This is a genomic window from Paraburkholderia sp. EG304 (assembly GCF_046543485.1).
GTDB classification, from domain to species: domain Bacteria; phylum Pseudomonadota; class Gammaproteobacteria; order Burkholderiales; family Burkholderiaceae; genus Paraburkholderia; species Paraburkholderia youngii.
The window spans coordinates 51,723-70,404 of the sequence record NZ_JBKGUA010000021.1 but is presented as its reverse complement, the minus strand read 5'-3'; the positions used below and the strand labels follow the sequence as shown (position 1 = coordinate 70,404).

Genomic DNA, 18,682 nt, shown 5'->3' with positions numbered 1-18,682 from the left:
TCCGGGCGTGAGGATTCGCGCGTTGCGGGAGGCGTGCTGCTCGGGGAATTTATTGTTGTGATGTCGCCGTGGTGCGGCTAGACCGCTATGTTAGCCAATCGACGCGGCGCTTGCAGGCACCAGTATGCGGGATGGACGAGCACGCGCGGCTCACCTACACTCTGGCCGGTTCAAGTTGATGGGAGGTGCAGATGGCCAAAGCGATTTCGATCGCGCTGATTGTCGGCGGTATCGTGCTGCTGTATTTCGGCGGGCAGGCGTTCAATTCGGTGAGCAGCGACGTGTCGCGCTTCTTTACCGGTTCCCCGAGCAACAAGGCGATCGTGCTGATCGTCGCGGGCGTGGTGGCGACGCTTGCCGGGCTGACGGGAATCGCGATGTCGGGGCGCAAGCGCTGAGCGTCCGCGCGAGCCCCGCGACGAAAATAGCTAGAACGCGATCTCGGGCTTCGCGGCCGAGCGCGTGCCGGGCAGCGGCACGTTGCTTACGCCGTGATAGGTGAACACCAGCGAGAACTTCACCTGATCGCTAAGATTCTTGCCGGCCGAGTGCAGCGTGTTGCAGTGGAAGAACACCACGTCGCCGGTCTTCAACTCGGGCGACACCGCGGTGCGGATCGCCGCCTCGTTCTCGGCGATATCCGTGCGGAAAAATTTCGCTTCGTCGAAACGATCCGACGTGAAGGCGGCGCCGTGCGATTGCGGCACGAACCACAGCGCGCCGTTATCGATCGTTTCCGGGCCGACCGCGAGCCACACCGACACCAGGTCGTCGCGCTCGAACGACCAGTAGCGCACGTCGCGATGCCAGCCGGTCAGGCTGCCGTACGCGGGGTGCTTGGTCATCATGCAGTTGTGATGCGCGCGCGACAGTCGCGGCTCCTCCCCAAAATACAGTTCCATCCAGCCACGGATTTCGGGCGCGGTCGCCCATTGCGCGAACGCCGGGTGACGACCGTACGCGTCGAGCAGGCGCCGCACCGTGTGTCCGCCCGGCGCATCCTTCGATGACGGCGCGCCCGGATACTTCAGATCCGCTTCGAATTCGATCGGCGCCGCCGCTTCCTGCAGCTGCCGCTGTGCGATCCGCTTCAGCTCGTCGCAACGTTCGGGCGACACGAGTCCTGGCACGACGACAAAACCCTGCTCCCGCAACGTTTGAATCTGCTCTTTCTTCGAATGGAGTGACATGGCGTTCCGTTACTGTCGACTAACTGATGTCCGATTGTAAAACGGGCGCGATCGGGGTGCGTTGTTTCGCGGCGCGCCGATGCACCGGTTTCAGGCGTGGAGTACATCCGCATCGCACATTCGCAGGGCAACTATGCACGTAAATCGCCCGTCAAAAGTGAGACCAGATTGGTGTCGGCGACGATTCGATCCAGAGGAGATTCGACCTCGCAGGGTACTAACCCGACTTTCTGACGTCACGATTCCCGTGTAGCCTGCTCGCATGTCGATCGCCGCTTACGCAGTTTTCTATTGTGCGCAGCCCGTCAAGGCTCGTGCCGTCGGATTCTCCGCGTTGTACCTTCGCAGCGCTGCGCGCCTTGTTTCGCGTCGCGATCTCCCGCGACACGACGCGCACCGAATTTCCGGCTTTCAGGCCGTTCATCGCAACCCCGTCATTGGCACATATGGTGCTGTTTGTCCGTGCACATCCGATGCACGCGCCGACGTGCGGTTCATTGCCTAAATGTGAAGCCATGCATACTCTTTTGAGCACCCGTCTTACCCGCGCCGCGCTGAAAGCGGCGCGTCCCGCGCGCCGTCATATGATGCGAGCGCTGCGCCACCATGCCGCGCGCACCCGTGCGCTCGGCGAGCAGTGGCGCGACGCGAAGGCCGTCGACGGCTTTCGCACCTGGTTCCATACGTTCTTCTCGGCGCTGCGCCAGCAGAGCGGCACGCGCCGCCTGTCGCTGCGCACGTTGCTGCGCAAGCCGACACCGTTGCACCTCGCGGTCGCGAAACGCGCGCCGGAGGTGCGCACGCCTGCGAGCCGCCGACCGCGTCGGCTGTCGACGAGCAGCAGCGGGTGGTTCGCGTTTGCGTTTGCGAGCCGGTGAGATTGCTGGACCGGTGAGTTGCAGTTGCGCGTTGAGTGGCTAGACCGCTGATCTGCTGACATCGCCGCGCCATCGACGGACAAAGAAAAAACCCCGCCCGGCTCACGCCGGCGGGGTTTTTTTGCTTTCAGGTAATGATCGACCCGCGCTAGTTACGCGATCGCCGCGACCGGCTCGGTGCCTGCCGCTTCGGCGAGTGCGAGCGCCTTGTCGGTGGCTTCCCACGTGAATTCCGGCTCTTCGCGGCCGAAGTGGCCATACGCTGCGCTCTTCTCGTAGACCGGGCGCAGCAGGTCGAGCATCTGGATGATGCCCTTGGGACGCAGGTCGAAATGCTGACGCACGAGTTCCGTGATGGTCGCATCCGACACGCGGCCGGTGCCGAACGTGTTGACCATCACCGAGGTCGGCTGAGCGACGCCGATCGCGTACGACACCTGGATCAGGCAGCGCGACGCGAGGCCCGCGGCCACGATGTTCTTCGCGACGTAACGGCCGGCGTATGCTGCCGAGCGGTCGACCTTCGACGGGTCCTTGCCCGAGAATGCGCCGCCGCCGTGCGGTGCCGCGCCGCCGTACGTATCGACGATGATCTTGCGGCCCGTCAGACCGCAATCGCCTTGCGGACCGCCGATCACGAAGCGACCGGTCGGGTTCACGAGGTACTTGATGTCACCCTTGATCAGCTCGGCCGGAAGCGTCGGCTTGATCACTTCTTCGATCACCGCTTCGCGCAGCGTGTCGAGCTCGATGTCCGGCGCATGCTGGGTGGACAGCACGACGGTGTCGATCGAATGTGGCTTGCCGTCGACGTAGCGCACGGTGACCTGCGACTTCGCGTCCGGACGCAGCCAGGGCAGACGGCCGTCGCGGCGCAGATTCGCCTGACGCTCGACGAGGCGGTGCGACAGATGGATCGGCAGCGGCATCAGTTCCGGCGTTTCTTCGCACGCGTAACCGAACATCAGGCCCTGGTCGCCTGCGCCTTGATCGAGGTTATTGTCGTGCGCGCGGTCCACGCCTTGGGCGATGTCCGGCGACTGCTTGTCGTAGGCGACGAGCACCGCGCAGCCGCGGTAGTCGATGCCGTAGTCGGTGTTGTCGTAGCCGATGCGCTTGATCGTGTTGCGCGCGATCTGGATGTAGTCGACGTTCGCGGTGGTGGTGATTTCACCGGCCAGCACGACGAGACCCGTGTTGCACAGCGTTTCGGCCGCGACACGCGAGTACTTGTCCTGAGCGAGGATGGCGTCAAGGATCGCGTCCGAGATCTGGTCCGCGACTTTGTCGGGATGGCCTTCGGAGACGGATTCGGAAGTGAAGAAATAGTCGTTTGCCACGTTGCAGACTCCTGTTAGTGGTTACGGTTGCGTTCCACGTAGCCGACTTCGGGAGTCTGAAGCGGCGACGCTTTAGCGGATTACCTTACCGATGGACGCAACCCATGGAATCCATGGACCGCACCCGCCGGCTTCGCCCCGCAAGTTGTCTATTAACTCGGCGAAGCCCTTATTATAGCGACTTCCTTTGAATGTCACAGAGTGTCCACGAGTGCGGTATCACGCCAATTTTTCCGCCCACCAAAATTCCGCCCCCATCAGCGCCGCTCGCCCGGAGGCTGCATGCTGAGCCGCTACGGCGCGAAGCTCGCGGTCGGGCTGCTCAAACTCTTTGCGTTGTTGCCGTATGGATTCGTCGCCCGTCTCGGTGATGGGCTCGGCTGGCTGCTCTATCAAATCCCGAGCCGTCGCAAGCGCATCGTTCATACGAATCTGAAGCTGTGCTTCCCCGACTGGAGCGACGAGCACCGCGAGGACGTCGCGCAGAAGCACTTCCGTCATGCGATCCGCAGCTATCTCGAGCGCAGCGTGCAGTGGTTCGGCCCGGCGAAGAAGCTCGAAAAGCTGATCCAACTCGACAGCGCGATCGACCTGACCGACCCGAACCTGCCGCCGACGCTCTTTCTAGGCTTTCATTTTGTCGGCATCGAGGCGGGTTCGATTTTTCTGAACTACTCACTGAAGCGCCGGTGCGGCTCGCTGTATCAGCCGATGTCGAATCAGGAGCTCGAGGGAGTCGCGAAAGCGGCGCGTGCGCGTTTCGGCGCCGACATGGCGAGCCGCGCGGACAGCGCGCGCGTCGTACTGCGCTGGCTGCGCGAACGCAAACCGGTGATGCTCGGCGCGGACATGGACTACGGCGCGCGCAATTCGACGTTCGTGCCGTTCTTCGGCGTGCCGACCTGCACGCTGACCGCGGTCGGCCGTCTCGCGAAGGTCGGGCACGCGCAGGTCGTGCCGTTCATCGGCGAAGTGCTGCCGAACTACAAGGGCTACCGGCTCAAGGTCTTCAAACCTTGGGACAACTATCCGACCGGCGATGATGACGCCGATGCGCGACGCATGAACGAATTTCTCGAAGAGCAGATTCCGCTGATGCCCGAGCAATATTACTGGGTGCACAAGCGGTTCAAGACGCGGCCGCCGGGAGTGCCGGGGGTATATTGAAGATGGCGCTGGCACCGGGCTCCCAGCAGTCGGAGCACGTCGATCAGTGCACGTGAGGCGGCATCTCGGCCCTTGCCCGCCATACCGTTTCCGATGGGCCAACGTGTATCATCTGCTATTGGCCCAACCCGGCTCGAAAGGGTGATTCACCCGACGGCCGGCAAGGCCCGGATTTTCGGCTCCGCCCGCACGCGCGAAGCCCTACGCAGCAACGGATACACGAAAAACGTGAAGCTCAAATTCACCAAAATGCACGGCGCGGGTAACGACTTCGTCGTACTCGACGGCTATACCCAACCGCTTGAACTGACCACGGCACAGGTTCGCGCGCTCGCGAATCGCCATTTCGGCGTCGGTGCCGACCAGTTGCTGCTGGTCGAAAAGCCGACCGTCGAAGGCGTCGATTTCAGATATCGCATCTTCAATTGCGACGGCGGCGAGGTCGAACATTGCGGCAACGGCGCGCGCTGCTTCGTCAAGTTCGTGCGCGAGCGCGGTCTCACTGACCAGCGCAGTGTGCGCGTGCAAGTCCAGAACGGCACGATCACGCTGACGATGCAGGACAACGGCGAGGTGATCGTCGACATGGGCACGCCCGTGTTCGATCCCGAACTCGTGCCATTCGCGACCAAAGGCCTGCAAGGCCGCCGCGAAGGCGCGGACACGCTCTGGCCGCTCGACGTGAACGGCACGACGCGCTGGATGTCGGTGGTGTCGATGGGCAATCCGCACGCGGTGCAGGTCGTCGACGATGCCGAGGCGTTCCCGGTGCTGGTCGAAGGTCCGGCTATCGAGCGGCACACGCGCTTCCCGCAGCGGGTCAATGCGGGCTTCATGCAGATCGTCACCCGCAACGAGATCAGGCTGCGCGTCTACGAACGCGGCGCGGGCGAAACGCTCGCGTGCGGCACCGGCGCGTGCGCGGCGGTCGCGGCCGGTATCCGGCGCGGGCTGCTGGATTCGCCGGTGCTCGTGCACACGCACGGCGGCGATCTGACGATCACGTGGGACATTGCGCAACCAGGCGCGCCGCTGCTGATGGCCGGCCCCGCGGCCACCGTCTTCGAAGGGGAGATCGAGTTGGCAGAAGAGGCGGCGAGCGCGTCGCCGGACTCGCCGCAGCACAACCCGTCCAGCCCGGCCGCCGTGGCGCCCTCCGTCTAACTCATTGACCGACGCGCCGCCGTGAGGCGGCCCTCCCGTAGTCCTCTAGCCGAAACCATGAACGATCGCGAAGTCGCCGAATACCTGCTCGCCAATCCCGAATTCTTCGTCGAACACGCGGAAACGCTCGCGACCATCCGGCTCGCGAACCCGCACGGCAAAGCCGCGGTGTCGCTGCAGGAGCGGCAGATGGAAATGCTGCGCGACAAGAACAAGCATCTCGAGCGGCGTCTGGCCGAACTGCTGCGCTACGGTCACGAGAACGACAGCATCGCGGCGAAGTTCAACCGCTGGACCATCCGGGTGATGGCCGAGCGCGATCCGTACGCGCTGCCGCGCACGATCGCCGGCGGCCTGCGCGATATCTTCGACGTGCCGCAAGCGGCACTGCGCGTGTGGGACGTCGCCGAGCCGTATGCGCAAGCCGACTTCGCGCGCCACGTCAGCGAGGAGGTGCGGATTTTCGCGGGCAGCCTGAGCACGCCGTACTGCGGCGCGAACACCGGCTTCGAGGCCGCGCAATGGCTCCCGCAAGCGGCGAGCGCTGCCAACGGAGCGGCCACCCCGGCGACGAACGTGGCAATGAGCGCGACCGACGACCCCAACGCCGCATCGAGCGAAACGGCGCAGACCACCGAATCGATCGCGCTGCTCTCGCTGCGCGACCCCGAAGGCGCCGAAGACGCGCCGACGTTCGGCCTGCTCGTGATGGGCTCATCCGACCCGCGCCGCTTCCACGAAGGCATGGCCACCGATTTCCTCACGCAGATCGGCGCGCTCGCGAGTGCCGCGCTGAGCCGGCTGCTGCCGCGCTGAGCCGCGCCATACAACATCACCGCCCACCGTGACCGCCGCCGACCCGATCGCCGCCTACCTGTCGCATCTCGAGCACGAGCGGCGGCTGTCGGAGCATACGCTGCGCGGTTATACGCATGAGCTCGCGGAACTGAAGCAACTCGCCAAAGGCCGACCGCTGGAAAGCCTCACCGCCGTCGACATCCGCGGCGCCGTCGCGCGCGCGCATGCGGGCGGCCTCACCGCGCGCTCGATCGGCCATCGGCTGTCGGCGTGGCGCGCGTTTTATCGCTGGCTCGCGGGCCATGTCGAGCTGCCGGCCAATCCGGTCGCCGCGGTGCGCGCGCCGAAGCAGGCAAAAATGCTGCCGAAGGCGCTTTCCGTCGACGACACCGCACGCCTGATGGACAACCCGCCCGCCGAGTCCCCCGAAGGCCTGCGCGATCACGCGATGCTCGAACTGTTCTACTCGTCGGGCCTGCGCCTCGCCGAACTGGTCGGCCTCGACGTGCGTTTCGCCGACGTCGACGGCTATCGCTCGGCCGGCTGGCTGAAGCTCGATTCCGCCGAAGTCGAAGTACTCGGCAAAGGCAACCGGCGCCGCGTCGTGCCGGTGGGCAGCAAGGCCATCGCGGCGCTGAACGCATGGCTCGCGGTGCGCGAACGGATGGTCCGCCACGATCCGCATCCGCTCTTCCTGTCGGCGCGCGGCAACCGGTTGTCGCCGAACGTCGTGCGCGAGCGCGTAAAGCGCGCGGCGCTCGTGGCCGGCATTCCTGCCAACGTGCATCCGCACGTGCTGCGTCATTCGTTCGCGACGCACGTGCTGCAGTCGAGCGGCGATCTGCGCGCCGTGCAGGAGCTGCTAGGACACGCGAGCATCACCGCGACCCAGGTGTATACGGGCCTCGATTTCCAGCACCTCGCTCACGTCTACGACAGCGCGCATCCTCGCGCGAAGAAACGCAACTGATCACGCGACTGCCGCCGCGCGCCACCACGCGCCGCCCCATCGCTAGTACCTCACCGACACCTGATGAATACCGTTACGCTCAAACCGTCGAAAGAAAAATCGCTGCTGCGCCGCCATCCGTGGGTTTATGCCAATGCGATCGAACATGTCGACGGTCGCCCCGCGCCCGGCGCGACCGTGCTCGTGCGCGCGCACGATGGCCGCTTTCTCGCGCGCGCCGCCTACAGCCCGCACTCGCAGATCCGCGCACGGGTGTGGAGCTTCGACGAAGCCGAGCCGATCGATCACGCGTTCTTCAAGCGCCGCGTGCAGCGCGCGTTCGCGCATCGTCAGGCGATGGTGCGCGACACCGGCGCCGTACGGCTGATCTTCGGCGAGGCGGACGGTCTGCCGGGCCTGATCGTCGATTACTACGTCGCCGAGGACGCGGGTCAGCGCAGCCAGATCGTCTGTCAGTTCATGGCGGCCGGCGTCGAGGCGTGGAAGGACGCGATCGTCGCGGCGCTGATCGGCGCGACCGGCTGCTCGAACGTCTACGAGCGCTCGGACGTGTCGATCCGTCAGAAGGAAGGGCTCGAACAGATCACCGGCGTGCTCGCGGGCGAGCCGCCTTCGGAGCAGCTGATCGCGAGCGAAAACGGCGTGCGCTATCACGTCGACGTGCGCAACGGCCACAAGACCGGCTTCTATGTCGACCAGCGCGATAACCGACTGCTCGTGCAGCAGTTCGCGAAAGATCGCGACGTACTGAACTGCTTCTGCTACACCGGCGGCTTTTCGCTCGCGGCGCTCAAGGGTGGCGCGAAGCGCGTGGTGTCGGTCGATTCGTCGGGGGAAGCGCTCGCGCTCGCGCAGCAGAACGTCGCGGCCAACGGCTTCGACGCCGATCGCGCGAGCTGGCTCGACGCCGACGCGTTCAAGACACTGCGACGCCTCTACGACGAAGGCGAGCGCTTCGACCTGATCGTGCTCGATCCGCCGAAGTTCGCGCCATCGCGCGAGCACGTGGATCGCGCGTCGCGCGCGTACAAGGACATCAATCTGACGGGCCTGAAGCTGCTGCGTCCGGGCGGACTGCTGTTCACCTACTCGTGCTCGGGCGCGATCGATCCCGAACTGTTCCAGAAGATCGTGTCCGGCGCTGCTGCCGATGCCCGCGTCGACGCTCGCATCCTGAAGCGGCTGGGCGCGGGCGTCGATCATCCGCTGCTCACGGCGTTCCCCGAGGGGGAGTATCTGAAGGGGCTGCTGTTGCAAATCGCCTGATCGCCCATATTTCGTGGGCAATTGCGCGTGCCGGCGGCGGCAGCGGCCACCCTCCGCGCAGCCCGCCATCGGCCGGCCGCAAGGCGGCCGCCCTGCGCCCGCCAGGCAAATATGTTTCAATAACCGGCTGGACAGGGCCGCGCCATCTGGCTGCGGCGGCCGGCCTCACGCTTCTGGCTAGCCTTGCGCTAGCGTTCGATCACGCACCGTTTCACGACTTACAGGCGACCCACATGATTCCAGTCACCATCCTGACCGGCTTCCTCGGCAGCGGTAAAACCACCCTGCTCAAGCGCATCCTGAACGAAAAGCACGGCATGAAGATCGCCGTCATCGAGAACGAGTTCGGCGAAGAGAACATCGACAACGAGATCCTCGTGCAGGACACGACCGAGCAGATCATCCAGATGAGCAATGGCTGCATCTGCTGCACGATTCGCGGCGACCTGTCGCGCGTGCTCAACGATCTGGCCGCGAAGAAGCAGGCGGGCGAAGTGGACTTCGACCGTGTCGTGATCGAAACCACCGGCCTCGCGAATCCGGGCCCGGTCGCGCAAACCTTCTTCATGGACGATCAGATTGCGAGCGACTTCCTGCTCGACGCGATCATCACGCTGGTCGATGCAAAGCACGCGGACCGTCAGCTCGACGAGCATGAAGTGGTGCAGCGCCAGGTCGGTTTCGCCGACCGCCTGTTCATCACCAAGGCCGATCTCGTCGATGAGCGGCAACTGGGCGATCTGCGCCACCGTCTGCTGCACATGAACCCGAAGGCGGCGATCAGGGTCGTCAATTTCGGCGAAGCGGACATCAAGGAAATTTTCGATCTGCGCGGCTTCAACCTGAACTCGAAGCTCGAAATCGACCCGGACTTCCTCGCCGAAGACGAACACGCGCACAGCCACGCGCATGCGCACGACAAACACGGCCACACGCATGGCGACCATGATCATGATCACGCGAATTGCGATCACGACCATGGCCACTGCGATCACGAAGGCCACGATCATGGGCATCACCACCATGCGCATCACGACGACAAGATCAAGTCGTTCGTGTACCGCAGCGATCGTCCGTTCGATCCGAACAAGCTCGAAGACTTCCTCGGCGGCATTCTGCAGATCTACGGCGAGCACCTGCTGCGCTACAAGGGCGTGCTGTACATGAAGGGCGTCGATCGCAAGGTCGTGTTTCAGGGCGTGCATCAAATGATGGGCAGCGACCTCGCCGCCAAATGGCAACCGGCCGAAAAGAAGACCAACAAGATGGTGTTCATCGGCATCGAACTGCCGCGCGACCTGATCACCGACGGTCTAGACGCCTGCCTCGCCTGAGCGGGTGCAGCGCAGTCACACAGGCAAGCCCCGTAGAAGTCCCACGACATGCCGCGCGTAACGCGGCATGCGTCGTGCTACTGCTATTGCGCCGAGACACCCGAGGTCGACTGCGCGGGGGTGAATCCTCTGCAGAAACTGCGATGCCGTGGCACCAAAACCGCGCGATTGCCGGCTATATGAAAAACACGTGAAAACCCTGCCGCATTAAAGCGTGCACGACCATCGCTTTTTGGCTTTGTGCGCGTTATATTTTCGGGATATCGCTGCGCCGCAGGCAGAATTCGGCAGTTGCGGTGCCGGATTGTGATTCAGTTACAATACGTGCCCACTGGAGAATGACAACGAATTGCCCGGTCGCGCGTATCCCGCGACGGGCCTGAAACGGCGCCGGAAAATCTTGTCCGGAGACACGCCGAAAACGCCGGCGGGCACGGCCTGAAAGGGCACGCGCTGGTCGGCGAGCGATGCCTCAGGAGCATGTGTGAATCGGTTTCCAGAGGAGTTCGGCCCCGCAGTGGCGTAGCTAGCAACGCCCGGTGTGTGGGCGCCAGGCGCTTCGGCGTCACGACAGCCCAACGTTCGTGACCACCCCTGCGCTGCGCGTCCGCGCGACGCGTTTGCGGGCAATACGAAAGTGCGGGCACTATGAGTTTTGCCTCACATTGAAGAAGTAAGCCAGATGACGACGAAACGACTCTTGACCGAAGCCGAAATCCTGAAGATGAGCGACAAGGATTACATGAATGAGGATCAGCTCGCCTTCTTCAAGAACAGGCTCGAACAGTTGCAGGCGGACATTCTCCGCAATGCCGGCCAGACGACCGAGAACCTGCGTGAAACGGTCATCGTGCCGGACCCGGCCGATCGCGCCACGATCGAGGAAGAGCATGCGCTCGAACTGCGCACGCGCGACCGCGAACGCAAGTTGCTGAAGAAGGTGCAGCAATCGATCGCGCGCATCGAGGCGGGCGACTACGGCTGGTGCGAAGAAACCGGCGAGCCGATCGGCATTCCGCGTCTGCTCGCACGGCCCACGGCCACGCTGTCGCTCGAAGCACAAGAGCGCCGCGAATTGCGCCAGAAGCTGTTCGGCGACTGATGAGCTGAGGCGCGGCTCCGGCCTGGCGCCCTGAAAACGCTGCTTCGTCGAGAGGCGCACGGTGAACCGTGCGCCTTTTCTTTTTGCGCGACATCCGCGCGAGCTCCGCCATCCCTCCTGTCCCACCACGCCTTCCCGCCTCATTTCTCAGGCTTCCTGAGCGGATTTTCAGTTTTTCTCCCTAGGCCTTCCGGCGGATCTTGATATGACCGCGCCCGCCCTAAAATAGATCGGACATGCGCTCACGAGCGCGCCAGCCGGCGCGCCGTCCGCTGACTGGATTCATGCGGTAGCGCGCAGCGCTGCCGCGTCCTACCCGTTTTGCAAAGAGGAACGCATATGGAGCAATTTCACGGCACGACGATCGTTTCCGTGCGCCGCGGCAACAAGGTGGCGCTCGGCGGTGACGGCCAGGTGACGCTCGGCAACATCGTCATGAAAGGCGGCGCGAAGAAGGTCCGGCGCATCTATAACGGCAAGGTGCTGGTCGGCTTCGCTGGCGGCACGGCGGATGCCTTCTCGCTGCTCGACCGCTTCGAGGCGAAGCTCGAAAAGCATCAGGGCAATCTGACGCGCGCGGCCGTGGAGCTCGCGAAAGACTGGCGCACCGACCGCATGCTGCGTCGTCTGGAAGCGATGCTGATCACCGCGGACGCGACCACCACGCTCGTCATCACGGGCAACGGCGACGTGCTCGATCCCGAAGGCGGCATCTGCGCGATCGGTTCGGGCGGTGCGTACGCGCAGGCGGCCGCGAAGGCGCTTGCCGACAACACGGAGCTGTCGCCGCGCGACATCGTGGAGAAATCGCTGGAAATCGCCGGCGACATGTGCATCTACACGAACCATAACCGCGTCATTGAGACGATCGAGTAAGGACCCATCGATGAGCACCATGCCCCCCGCCGAGATCGTCTCCGAGCTCGACAAACACATCATCGGCCAAGGCCGCGCGAAGAAAGCCGTGGCCGTCGCGCTGCGCAACCGCTGGCGCCGTCAGCAGGTCGACGAACCGCTGCGCCAGGAAATCACCCCGAAGAACATCCTGATGATCGGACCGACCGGCGTCGGCAAGACCGAAATCGCGCGGCGTCTCGCGAAGCTCGCGGACGCGCCGTTCATCAAGATCGAAGCGACCAAGTTCACCGAAGTCGGTTACGTGGGCCGCGACGTCGACAGCATCGTGCGCGACCTGATCGAAATTTCGGTCAAGCAGACCCGCGAAACCGAAATGCGCAAAGTGCGGACCAAGGCCGGCGATCTCGCCGAAGACCGCATTCTCGACATCCTGCTGCCGACCGCACGGCCGGTCGGCTTCGGTTCGAGCACGAGTTCGACCGATACTGCCGATGAAGGCAGCACGACGCGTCAGACGTTCCGCAAGCGCCTGCGCGAAGGCCAGCTCGACGACAAGGAAATCGAGCTCGACGTCGAGCAGCCACAGGTCGGCATGGACATCATGGGGCCGCCGGGCATGGAAGACATGACCGAGCAGATCCGCTCGATGTTCGCCAACATCGGCGGCGGCAAGAAGACGCGCCGCAAGATGAAGGTCAAGGAAGCGCTGAAGGTGCTCACCGACGAAGAAGCCGGCAAGATGCTGAACGACGAAGAGGTGAAGTCCAAGGCGGTGCAGAACGTCGAGCAGAACGGCATCGTGTTTCTCGACGAAATCGACAAGATCGCGTCGCGCAACGAAGCGGGCGGCGGTGAAGTGTCCCGTCAGGGCGTGCAGCGCGATCTGCTGCCGCTCGTCGAAGGCACGACGATCAACACCAAGTACGGCATGGTGAAAACCGATCACATCCTGTTCATCGCGAGCGGCGCGTTCCATCTCGCGAAGCCGAGCGATCTGATTCCCGAGCTGCAAGGGCGCTTCCCGATTCGCGTCGAACTCGATTCGCTGTCGGTCAACGACTTCGAATCGATTCTCGTGTCGACGGATGCGAGCCTCGTCAAGCAATACCAGGCGCTGCTCGCGACCGAAGACGTGCACCTCGAATTCGCCGACGACGGCATCCGCCGTCTTGCCGAGATCGCGTACTCGGTCAACGAGAAGACCGAGAACATCGGCGCGCGGCGTCTTTATACGGTCATCGAAAAGCTGCTAGAGGAAGTGTCGTTCTCGGCCGGCAATCATTCGGGCCGTACAGTGCAGATCGACGCGGCGTATGTCGATCGCGCGTTGAACGAGGTCGCGCAAGACGAGGATCTGTCGCGCTACGTGCTGTGATGTGCGCGGTCACAGCGCCAAGCGCTGATGCATGAAAAACGGGCTGCCTTCGGATATCGGATAGGCAGCCCGTTTTGCTTTGTGCTGTTCGATCGCGGCCTACTGCCTCACCGGCCGCTTCGCCAGCTTGCGCTGCAACGTGCGCCGATGCATGTTCAACGCGCGCGCGGTCGCCGAGATATTGCCGTTGTGTTCGGCGAGCACGCGCTGGATATGCTCCCATTCGAGCCGCGCCACCGACAGCGGCTGCGGATGCTCGATCGCCTCCTCGGCTTGCAACGCGCTCGCCTCGCTTTGCAGCGCCGACAGGATCGTCTCGACGTTGGCGGGCTTCGCGAGATAGTTGTCGGCGCCGTCCTTGACCGCCTGCACCGCGGTGGCGATGCTCGCGTAGCCGGTCAGCACCAGCATGCGCGCATCGGGCTGCAGATCGCGTAACGGTGCGACGAGCGTCAGGCCGGAGTCGTTGCCCAGATGCAGGTCCACGGTGATCTCGCTGAACTTCTGCTGATTCGCGAGCCGGATCGCCTCGTCCGCGTTGTGCGCTTCGCTCACCGTGTAGCCGCGCCGTGTCAAGCCGCGCGCCAGGATGCCGGAGAACACTTCGTCGTCGTCGATCACCAGAAAATTCTTTTCGCTCATGCCTGTTTCTCCGTGTTGGATGGCGCGGCGCCTTGCGGGCTCGCTCCGGAAATCTTGCGCGCGCCGAGCGGCAGTCGCAGCACCGCACGCGTGCCGCGCGGCCGCCCGCCGTTGGCGTCGGTCAGTTCAATCGATCCCTTCAGACGCGCCGCCGCCGAAAACGCCAGATACAGGCCGACGCCGTGACCGCCCTGCGTGCTCTCCACGGGCATCGTGCCGAGCGAGCCGCGTAGCGCGACCGGAATGCCAGGACCGTGGTCGCATACTTCGAACTCTATCTGGTCGCCGCGTGGTGCGAGCATGCAGGACAGCGTCACGTGATCGCGGCTCGCGCGCGCGGCATTGTCGAGCAGGATCGTCAGTATCTGGCTGACGGCCACCGTGTCGTTGAGACTGACATCGGCGGGCGGCGTGCCGAGCCGCTCGAACTTCACGTGCGGATGGCGCAGGCGCCATTGCTCGGCAAACGACTCTAGCCATTCGTCGACCGGCTCACGGTTCGTCGTGGTCGTCGCGCGGCTGCGCAAGCGCGCGAGTGCCGACGTGCACAACGTCATCTGCTGCTCGAGCAGTTCGAGATCGGCGCGGTAGGGCGCGAGTCCCGCGTCGGTGCGCGCCGCGTCGCGCAATTCCTCTGACAACATCGCGATTGTAGACAGAGGGGTGCCGATTTCGTGTGCCACGGTCGCCGCCTGAACACCGAGCGCGACCGCCCGTTCGTCCTGGAGCAAGCGCTGCTGCGCTTCTCCAAGCGCTGCGTCACGTAGCCGCAGTGCCCGTGACATGCGCGCGACGAACCACGCGATCAGCCCCACGCTGACCATGAAGTTGACCCACATGCCCGAACGATAGTAGTCGAACAGGTTGGCGGGATTCTCGAGATTGAGCGGCACCGAATCGAAACTGAGCATCGCGTAGCAGGCGACCGCGAACGCCGCGAGCCAGGCCATCAGGTACCACGGCAGCACGGCGGCCGCGATCGCAAGCGATGGCAGGTATAGCGACACGAACGGGTTGGTGGTGCCGCCGGACAGGAACAGCAGCGCCGACAACGCGCCGAGATCGACCCAGATCTGCCCGAACAGCTCGATGTTGGACTCGGGACGCTGCTGCGACACGCGAAACCATGTGAGCGCATTGAACAGCACTTCGAGCCCGATCACGAGCAGCATCGCGGGCAAGGGCAGATTGGCGCCGATGAAGATCTGCACGAACGCGATCGTCAGCAGCTGACCGATGATCGCGAGGCTGCGCAGCCAGAACAGGTGACCGAGATTGACGCGGCCGGTGTTGGTTATACGTTGCATGACCCTAGTCTACCCGTTCGGACCCGCATGGCTGACCACGCGGCCGAGTGCCGGTAACATGACTGTGTTCGAAATAGCATTGCACGCCGCCGCGCTGCATCGACGACTGTTCCGCGCCATCCCTTCATGCCGCCCACCGCGATTCGAGAAGCCGACGCTTCCTCCGCATACCTGACTTTACTGCGCGATGCCGCCGCGGCCCGAGCCAGTGGCGCCACGGCGGACGAAGCCCGTTACCTCGACGCCGCGGCCAAGCTGCATCCGCTCGACGGCGCCTCGCTCGACGCGCTGATCGCCGCATGGCTCGCGAAGCAGCGCCATGCGGAGGCGATCGAACTCGCCGCCATTATTGCCAAACTCGATGCGGGGAGCGCCGTCGCGCACTTCCGCGCCGGCTACACGCTGCAGATGGCCGGCCGGCATGCCGACGCGATCGCTCCGTATCGTCGCGCGCTGGCGCTCGATCCGGCACTGCCGCAATTACGCAACAATCTCGCGAGCGCGCTGACAATTACCGACGGCGATCTGAGCGAACAGCTCGCGCTGCTCGAAGCCGCGATCCGCGATACCCCCGACGATGGCAACGCATGGATCAACCTCGCCAACGCGTATCGCCAGAGTCTGGACCTGCCGCACGCGCTCGATGCCGGCGCGCAGGCCGTGCAGTGCGCGCCTCGCAGTCCGCTGGCTTACAACAACTATGCGCTGACGTTACGTGAAGCGCAACGCTGGGACAACGCCGAACAGGCCGCCGCGACGGCCTGCGAGCTCGCCCCGCAGAACCCGGCGATGCGCTCGAACCTCGGCATGCTGCAACTCCTGCGCGGTCGATACGCCGAAGGGTGGGCGTCACACGAGTCGCGCTGGGACGGCTCCAAGGAGCTCGCCGGCAGCCGTCCCCTGATGCCGGCGCCGATCTGGCGCGGCGAGCCGCTCGCCGGCAAGACGCTGCTCGTATGGGGCGAACAGGGGATGGCCGACGTGCTGCAGTTCAGCCGCTATATCCCGATGCTGGCAGAGCGCGTGCATCGCGAGAGCGGCCGCGTCGTGTGGAATTCGTTTCCGCAGATGGGCGCGCTGCTCGCGCGCAGCCTCGGCGCTCATGTCGACGGTTTCTCGTCCGGCGGCGGCATCGAGTCGCTGCCGCCGATGGACTATGAAATTCCGCTGCTGAGCTTGCCGCTGATCTTCGACACCCGCGAAGAGACCATTCCAGCCGCGCCCTACCTGTTCGCCGATGTGGCCGCGTTTGCGGCGTGGCGCGAGCGCGTTGCCGACGGGCGCCGCCTGAAGGTCGGCCTCGCGTGGACGGGTAGCCGCGGGCATCAGCGCAACCCGTTTCGCAGCGTCGGCTGGCAGCGCTATGCCGCCCATTTCGCCGGCATCGACGACGTCACGTTCTACTCGCTGCAGCCGGGCGCGGCCGCCGAGGTCGCCGCCGCCCGCGCGGCCGGCCTGCGCATCATCGATCACACTGCAAGCCTCGCGACCTTCGACGACACCGCCGCCTTCGTCGGCGCGCTCGACCTCGTGATCACCGTATGCACATCGGTCGCGCATCTGAGCGGCGCGCTCGGTCAGCGCACGTGGGTGCTGCTCGACGTCAATCCGCATTGGGTCTGGTTGCTGGAGCGCGGCGACAGCCCGTGGTATCCGAGCGCCACGTTGTATCGGCAGCCGCGGTTCGGCGAATGGGAGCCGGCGCTGGAAGCAGTGGCGCGCGATCTGCGAGCGCTGGCGGCGCAGCATCGCGGCGCGTAGCCGGGTGCGGATCGGCTGTTGGCAAAAGCAGCGTTTACGGGGGTTCAACGCCACTTGCCTCGCGTGTCGCCTGGGCGAACTCAGCGGCGAGACATTCCGGGCACAAGCACGGGCCGCCCGGCTTCAGCCGCTCCGCCGGCAGCGGCGGCAGAGCACGGCACCAGCACGGAGATGTTGTCTCGCCCTGCATGCCGCAGTCGAAGGCATTGCCGCAGCGCGGACAGCGCGCGCTGCGCCCGGAACGGGTAGAAGACGGTTTCATTGCGGATGGGCGCGAAAGGCCGGGGGCATCGGTCAGATCATGATGCCATGACTGATACGCCTGGGTGCAGCCGTCCGTTCGGCCAATGCACGGCCGTCACGCAAGTGCGTTACGCTTGCCGTTTACCCGTCCCGTGACCCGTCATGGTGCGGTACGCCAAACCTGCACCGCCCGTCGCTCGCGCTGCTGCCGAAAACCCTGTTGCAGCGCGCCAGTCCTGTACAATTCGCGCTGTTTTAACTGTTCCGTGCCCGAGCCTGCCGCCATGTCCGAGCTTCCCGACCTCTCGCAGATTGCGCCCACCCTGAAAGCCGAAATTCTGGCCGAGGCGCTGCCCTACATCCGCCAGTATCACGGCAAGACCGTGGTCATCAAATACGGCGGCAACGCCATGACCGAAGAGCGTCTGAAGCAGGGCTTCGCGCGCGACGTGATTCTGCTGAAGCTGGTCGGCATCAACCCGGTCATCGTGCACGGCGGTGGTCCGCAAATCGACCAGGCGCTTAAGAAAATCGGTAAACAGGGCACGTTCATCCAGGGCATGCGCGTCACCGACGAAGAGACGATGGAAGTCGTCGAATGGGTGCTCGGCGGCGAGGTGCAGCAGGACATCGTGATGCTGATCAACCACTTCGGCGGCCACGCGGTCGGCCTGACCGGCAAGGATGGCGGCCTGATCCACGCGCGCAAGATGCTGATGCCGGATCGGGAAAAGCCCGGCCAGTACGTCGACATCGGCCAGGTCGGCGAAGTCGAAGCGATCAACCCGGCGGTCGTGAAGGCACTGCAGGACGACGCGTTCATTCCGGTGATCTCGCCGATCGGCTTCGGCGAAGACGGTCTGTCGTACAACATCAACGCGGACCTCGTCGCGGGCAAGCTGGCGGTCGTGCTGAACGCCGAAAAGCTCGTGATGATGACCAACATCCCCGGCGTGATGGACAAGGAAGGCAATCTGCTGACCGACCTGTCAGCGCGCGAAATCGACGGCCTGTTCGAAGACGGCACGATCTCCGGCGGCATGCTGCCGAAAATTTCGTCCGCGCTCGATGCAGCGAAGAGCGGCGTGCGCTCGGTGCACATCATCGACGGTCGCATCGAGCACTCGGTGCTGCTCGAAATTCTGACCGAACAGCCGTTCGGCACGATGATCCGCTCGCATTGAGCGTTGCGGCATCCCCGGCACAGGGGTTGCGTCACTGTGGCGCGCCCCCTGTGCTCCACCTCGCGGCTGGCAGCCTATGCGCGCCGCCGAGCGTCGCTGCGAC

The 18,682-nt window shown here is 64.5% G+C and carries 18 protein-coding genes; 13 read left to right on the top strand and 5 right to left on the bottom strand.

The window, feature by feature from the left end; genetic code table 11:
- The first annotated feature begins 191 nt into the window (after positions 1-191).
- Positions 192-398, top strand: coding sequence for a DUF3185 family protein (locus tag ACLFKU_RS24120; protein WP_152851698.1), 207 nt, complete (start codon positions 192-194; stop codon positions 396-398).
- A gap of 30 nt (positions 399-428) precedes the next feature.
- Here ACLFKU_RS24120 and ACLFKU_RS24115 read toward each other — a convergent pair whose 3' ends face one another.
- Entirely contained in the window at positions 429-1,190 is a 762-nt protein-coding gene (locus tag ACLFKU_RS24115; RefSeq protein ID WP_368583244.1) for a phytanoyl-CoA dioxygenase family protein, read from the bottom strand.
- A gap of 515 nt (positions 1,191-1,705) precedes the next feature.
- Between ACLFKU_RS24115 and ACLFKU_RS24110 the strand changes: the two genes are divergently transcribed.
- Positions 1,706-2,068, top strand: a complete 363-nt coding sequence (locus ACLFKU_RS24110; RefSeq protein WP_368583243.1) for a hypothetical protein — start codon at positions 1,706-1,708, stop codon at positions 2,066-2,068.
- 152 nt (positions 2,069-2,220) lie between these two features.
- Here ACLFKU_RS24110 and metK read toward each other — a convergent pair whose 3' ends face one another.
- On the bottom strand, positions 2,221-3,408 hold the full coding sequence (gene metK, locus ACLFKU_RS24105; RefSeq protein ID WP_368583242.1) for a methionine adenosyltransferase: 1,188 nt from the start codon (positions 3,406-3,408) through the stop codon (positions 2,221-2,223).
- 282 nt (positions 3,409-3,690) lie between these two features.
- On the opposite strand from metK, the gene ACLFKU_RS24100 reads away from it, so the two are divergent.
- The 9 genes from ACLFKU_RS24100 to hslU all read left to right on the top strand — a co-directional run bounded on the left by ACLFKU_RS24100 (position 3,691) and on the right by hslU (position 13,442).
- Positions 3,691-4,575 carry a lipid A biosynthesis lauroyl acyltransferase gene (locus tag ACLFKU_RS24100; protein ID WP_410850714.1) on the top strand — a complete coding sequence of 295 codons (885 nt, stop codon included), beginning with the start codon at positions 3,691-3,693 and terminating at the stop codon, positions 4,573-4,575.
- Positions 4,576-4,803: 228 nt separating this feature from the next.
- Entirely contained in the window at positions 4,804-5,739 is a 936-nt protein-coding gene (gene dapF / locus ACLFKU_RS24095) for a diaminopimelate epimerase (RefSeq protein ID WP_410850713.1), read from the top strand.
- A gap of 57 nt (positions 5,740-5,796) precedes the next feature.
- Positions 5,797-6,555, top strand: coding sequence for a DUF484 family protein (locus ACLFKU_RS24090; protein ID WP_368583239.1), 759 nt, complete (start codon positions 5,797-5,799; stop codon positions 6,553-6,555).
- A gap of 28 nt (positions 6,556-6,583) precedes the next feature.
- Entirely contained in the window at positions 6,584-7,507 is a 924-nt protein-coding gene (gene xerC, locus ACLFKU_RS24085; protein WP_410850712.1) for a tyrosine recombinase XerC, read from the top strand.
- Positions 7,508-7,570: 63 nt separating this feature from the next.
- On the top strand, positions 7,571-8,773 hold the full coding sequence (locus tag ACLFKU_RS24080; protein ID WP_410850711.1) for a class I SAM-dependent rRNA methyltransferase: 1,203 nt from the start codon (positions 7,571-7,573) through the stop codon (positions 8,771-8,773).
- A gap of 233 nt (positions 8,774-9,006) precedes the next feature.
- Complete coding sequence (locus ACLFKU_RS24075; protein ID WP_410850710.1) at positions 9,007-10,107, top strand: CobW family GTP-binding protein; 1,101 nt, start codon at positions 9,007-9,009, stop codon at positions 10,105-10,107.
- 682 nt (positions 10,108-10,789) lie between these two features.
- A complete protein-coding gene (gene dksA, locus ACLFKU_RS24070) occupies positions 10,790-11,209 on the top strand; it encodes an RNA polymerase-binding protein DksA (protein ID WP_008923580.1) in 420 nt (139 codons plus the stop codon).
- 339 nt (positions 11,210-11,548) lie between these two features.
- A complete protein-coding gene (gene hslV / locus ACLFKU_RS24065; protein WP_013088078.1) occupies positions 11,549-12,085 on the top strand; it encodes an ATP-dependent protease subunit HslV in 537 nt (178 codons plus the stop codon).
- A gap of 10 nt (positions 12,086-12,095) precedes the next feature.
- The gene (gene hslU / locus ACLFKU_RS24060; RefSeq protein ID WP_410850709.1) at positions 12,096-13,442 is read left to right on the top strand and encodes an ATP-dependent protease ATPase subunit HslU; all 1,347 of its coding nucleotides are present in this window, start codon (positions 12,096-12,098) and stop codon (positions 13,440-13,442) included.
- Positions 13,443-13,541: 99 nt separating this feature from the next.
- Here the strand turns inward: hslU and ACLFKU_RS24055 are convergent, their stop codons facing one another.
- Complete coding sequence (locus ACLFKU_RS24055) at positions 13,542-14,084, bottom strand: response regulator transcription factor (protein WP_013088076.1); 543 nt, start codon at positions 14,082-14,084, stop codon at positions 13,542-13,544.
- Complete coding sequence (locus ACLFKU_RS24050) at positions 14,081-15,391, bottom strand: ATP-binding protein (protein WP_410850708.1); 1,311 nt, start codon at positions 15,389-15,391, stop codon at positions 14,081-14,083. The genes ACLFKU_RS24055 and ACLFKU_RS24050 overlap by 4 nt, the downstream gene beginning before the upstream one ends.
- A 126-nt stretch (positions 15,392-15,517) precedes the next feature.
- Here ACLFKU_RS24050 and ACLFKU_RS24045 point away from each other — a divergent pair, with 126 nt between their 5' ends.
- Entirely contained in the window at positions 15,518-17,152 is a 1,635-nt protein-coding gene (locus ACLFKU_RS24045; RefSeq protein ID WP_410850707.1) for a hypothetical protein, read from the top strand.
- Positions 17,153-17,186: 34 nt separating this feature from the next.
- Here ACLFKU_RS24045 and ACLFKU_RS24040 read toward each other — a convergent pair whose 3' ends face one another.
- On the bottom strand, positions 17,187-17,414 hold the full coding sequence (locus ACLFKU_RS24040) for a cysteine-rich CWC family protein (protein WP_410850706.1): 228 nt from the start codon (positions 17,412-17,414) through the stop codon (positions 17,187-17,189).
- 265 nt (positions 17,415-17,679) lie between these two features.
- Here ACLFKU_RS24040 and argB point away from each other — a divergent pair, with 265 nt between their 5' ends.
- On the top strand, positions 17,680-18,579 hold the full coding sequence (argB, locus tag ACLFKU_RS24035; RefSeq protein ID WP_013088074.1) for an acetylglutamate kinase: 900 nt from the start codon (positions 17,680-17,682) through the stop codon (positions 18,577-18,579).
- Positions 18,580-18,682 lie beyond the last annotated feature (103 nt).

What these genes read in the sequence shown, in the direction of transcription:
- ACLFKU_RS24040 (WP_410850706.1), bottom strand. Translation starts at nt 17,414, where the DNA reads ATGAAACCGTCTTCTACCCGTTCCGGGCGCAGCGCGCGCTGTCCGCGC.
- ACLFKU_RS24090 (WP_368583239.1), top strand. Translation starts at nt 5,797, where the DNA reads ATGAACGATCGCGAAGTCGCCGAATACCTGCTCGCCAATCCCGAATTC.
- hslU (WP_410850709.1), top strand. Translation starts at nt 12,096, where the DNA reads ATGAGCACCATGCCCCCCGCCGAGATCGTCTCCGAGCTCGACAAACAC.
- ACLFKU_RS24110 (WP_368583243.1), top strand. Translation starts at nt 1,706, where the DNA reads ATGCATACTCTTTTGAGCACCCGTCTTACCCGCGCCGCGCTGAAAGCG.
- ACLFKU_RS24050 (WP_410850708.1), bottom strand. Translation starts at nt 15,391, where the DNA reads ATGCAACGTATAACCAACACCGGCCGCGTCAATCTCGGTCACCTGTTC.
- hslV (WP_013088078.1), top strand. Translation starts at nt 11,549, where the DNA reads ATGGAGCAATTTCACGGCACGACGATCGTTTCCGTGCGCCGCGGCAAC.
- ACLFKU_RS24080 (WP_410850711.1), top strand. Translation starts at nt 7,571, where the DNA reads ATGAATACCGTTACGCTCAAACCGTCGAAAGAAAAATCGCTGCTGCGC.
- ACLFKU_RS24115 (WP_368583244.1), bottom strand. Translation starts at nt 1,190, where the DNA reads ATGTCACTCCATTCGAAGAAAGAGCAGATTCAAACGTTGCGGGAGCAG.
- dksA (WP_008923580.1), top strand. Translation starts at nt 10,790, where the DNA reads ATGACGACGAAACGACTCTTGACCGAAGCCGAAATCCTGAAGATGAGC.
- ACLFKU_RS24045 (WP_410850707.1), top strand. Translation starts at nt 15,518, where the DNA reads ATGCCGCCCACCGCGATTCGAGAAGCCGACGCTTCCTCCGCATACCTG.
- ACLFKU_RS24100 (WP_410850714.1), top strand. Translation starts at nt 3,691, where the DNA reads ATGCTGAGCCGCTACGGCGCGAAGCTCGCGGTCGGGCTGCTCAAACTC.
- ACLFKU_RS24075 (WP_410850710.1), top strand. Translation starts at nt 9,007, where the DNA reads ATGATTCCAGTCACCATCCTGACCGGCTTCCTCGGCAGCGGTAAAACC.
- argB (WP_013088074.1), top strand. Translation starts at nt 17,680, where the DNA reads ATGTCCGAGCTTCCCGACCTCTCGCAGATTGCGCCCACCCTGAAAGCC.
- ACLFKU_RS24055 (WP_013088076.1), bottom strand. Translation starts at nt 14,084, where the DNA reads ATGAGCGAAAAGAATTTTCTGGTGATCGACGACGACGAAGTGTTCTCC.
- ACLFKU_RS24120 (WP_152851698.1), top strand. Translation starts at nt 192, where the DNA reads ATGGCCAAAGCGATTTCGATCGCGCTGATTGTCGGCGGTATCGTGCTG.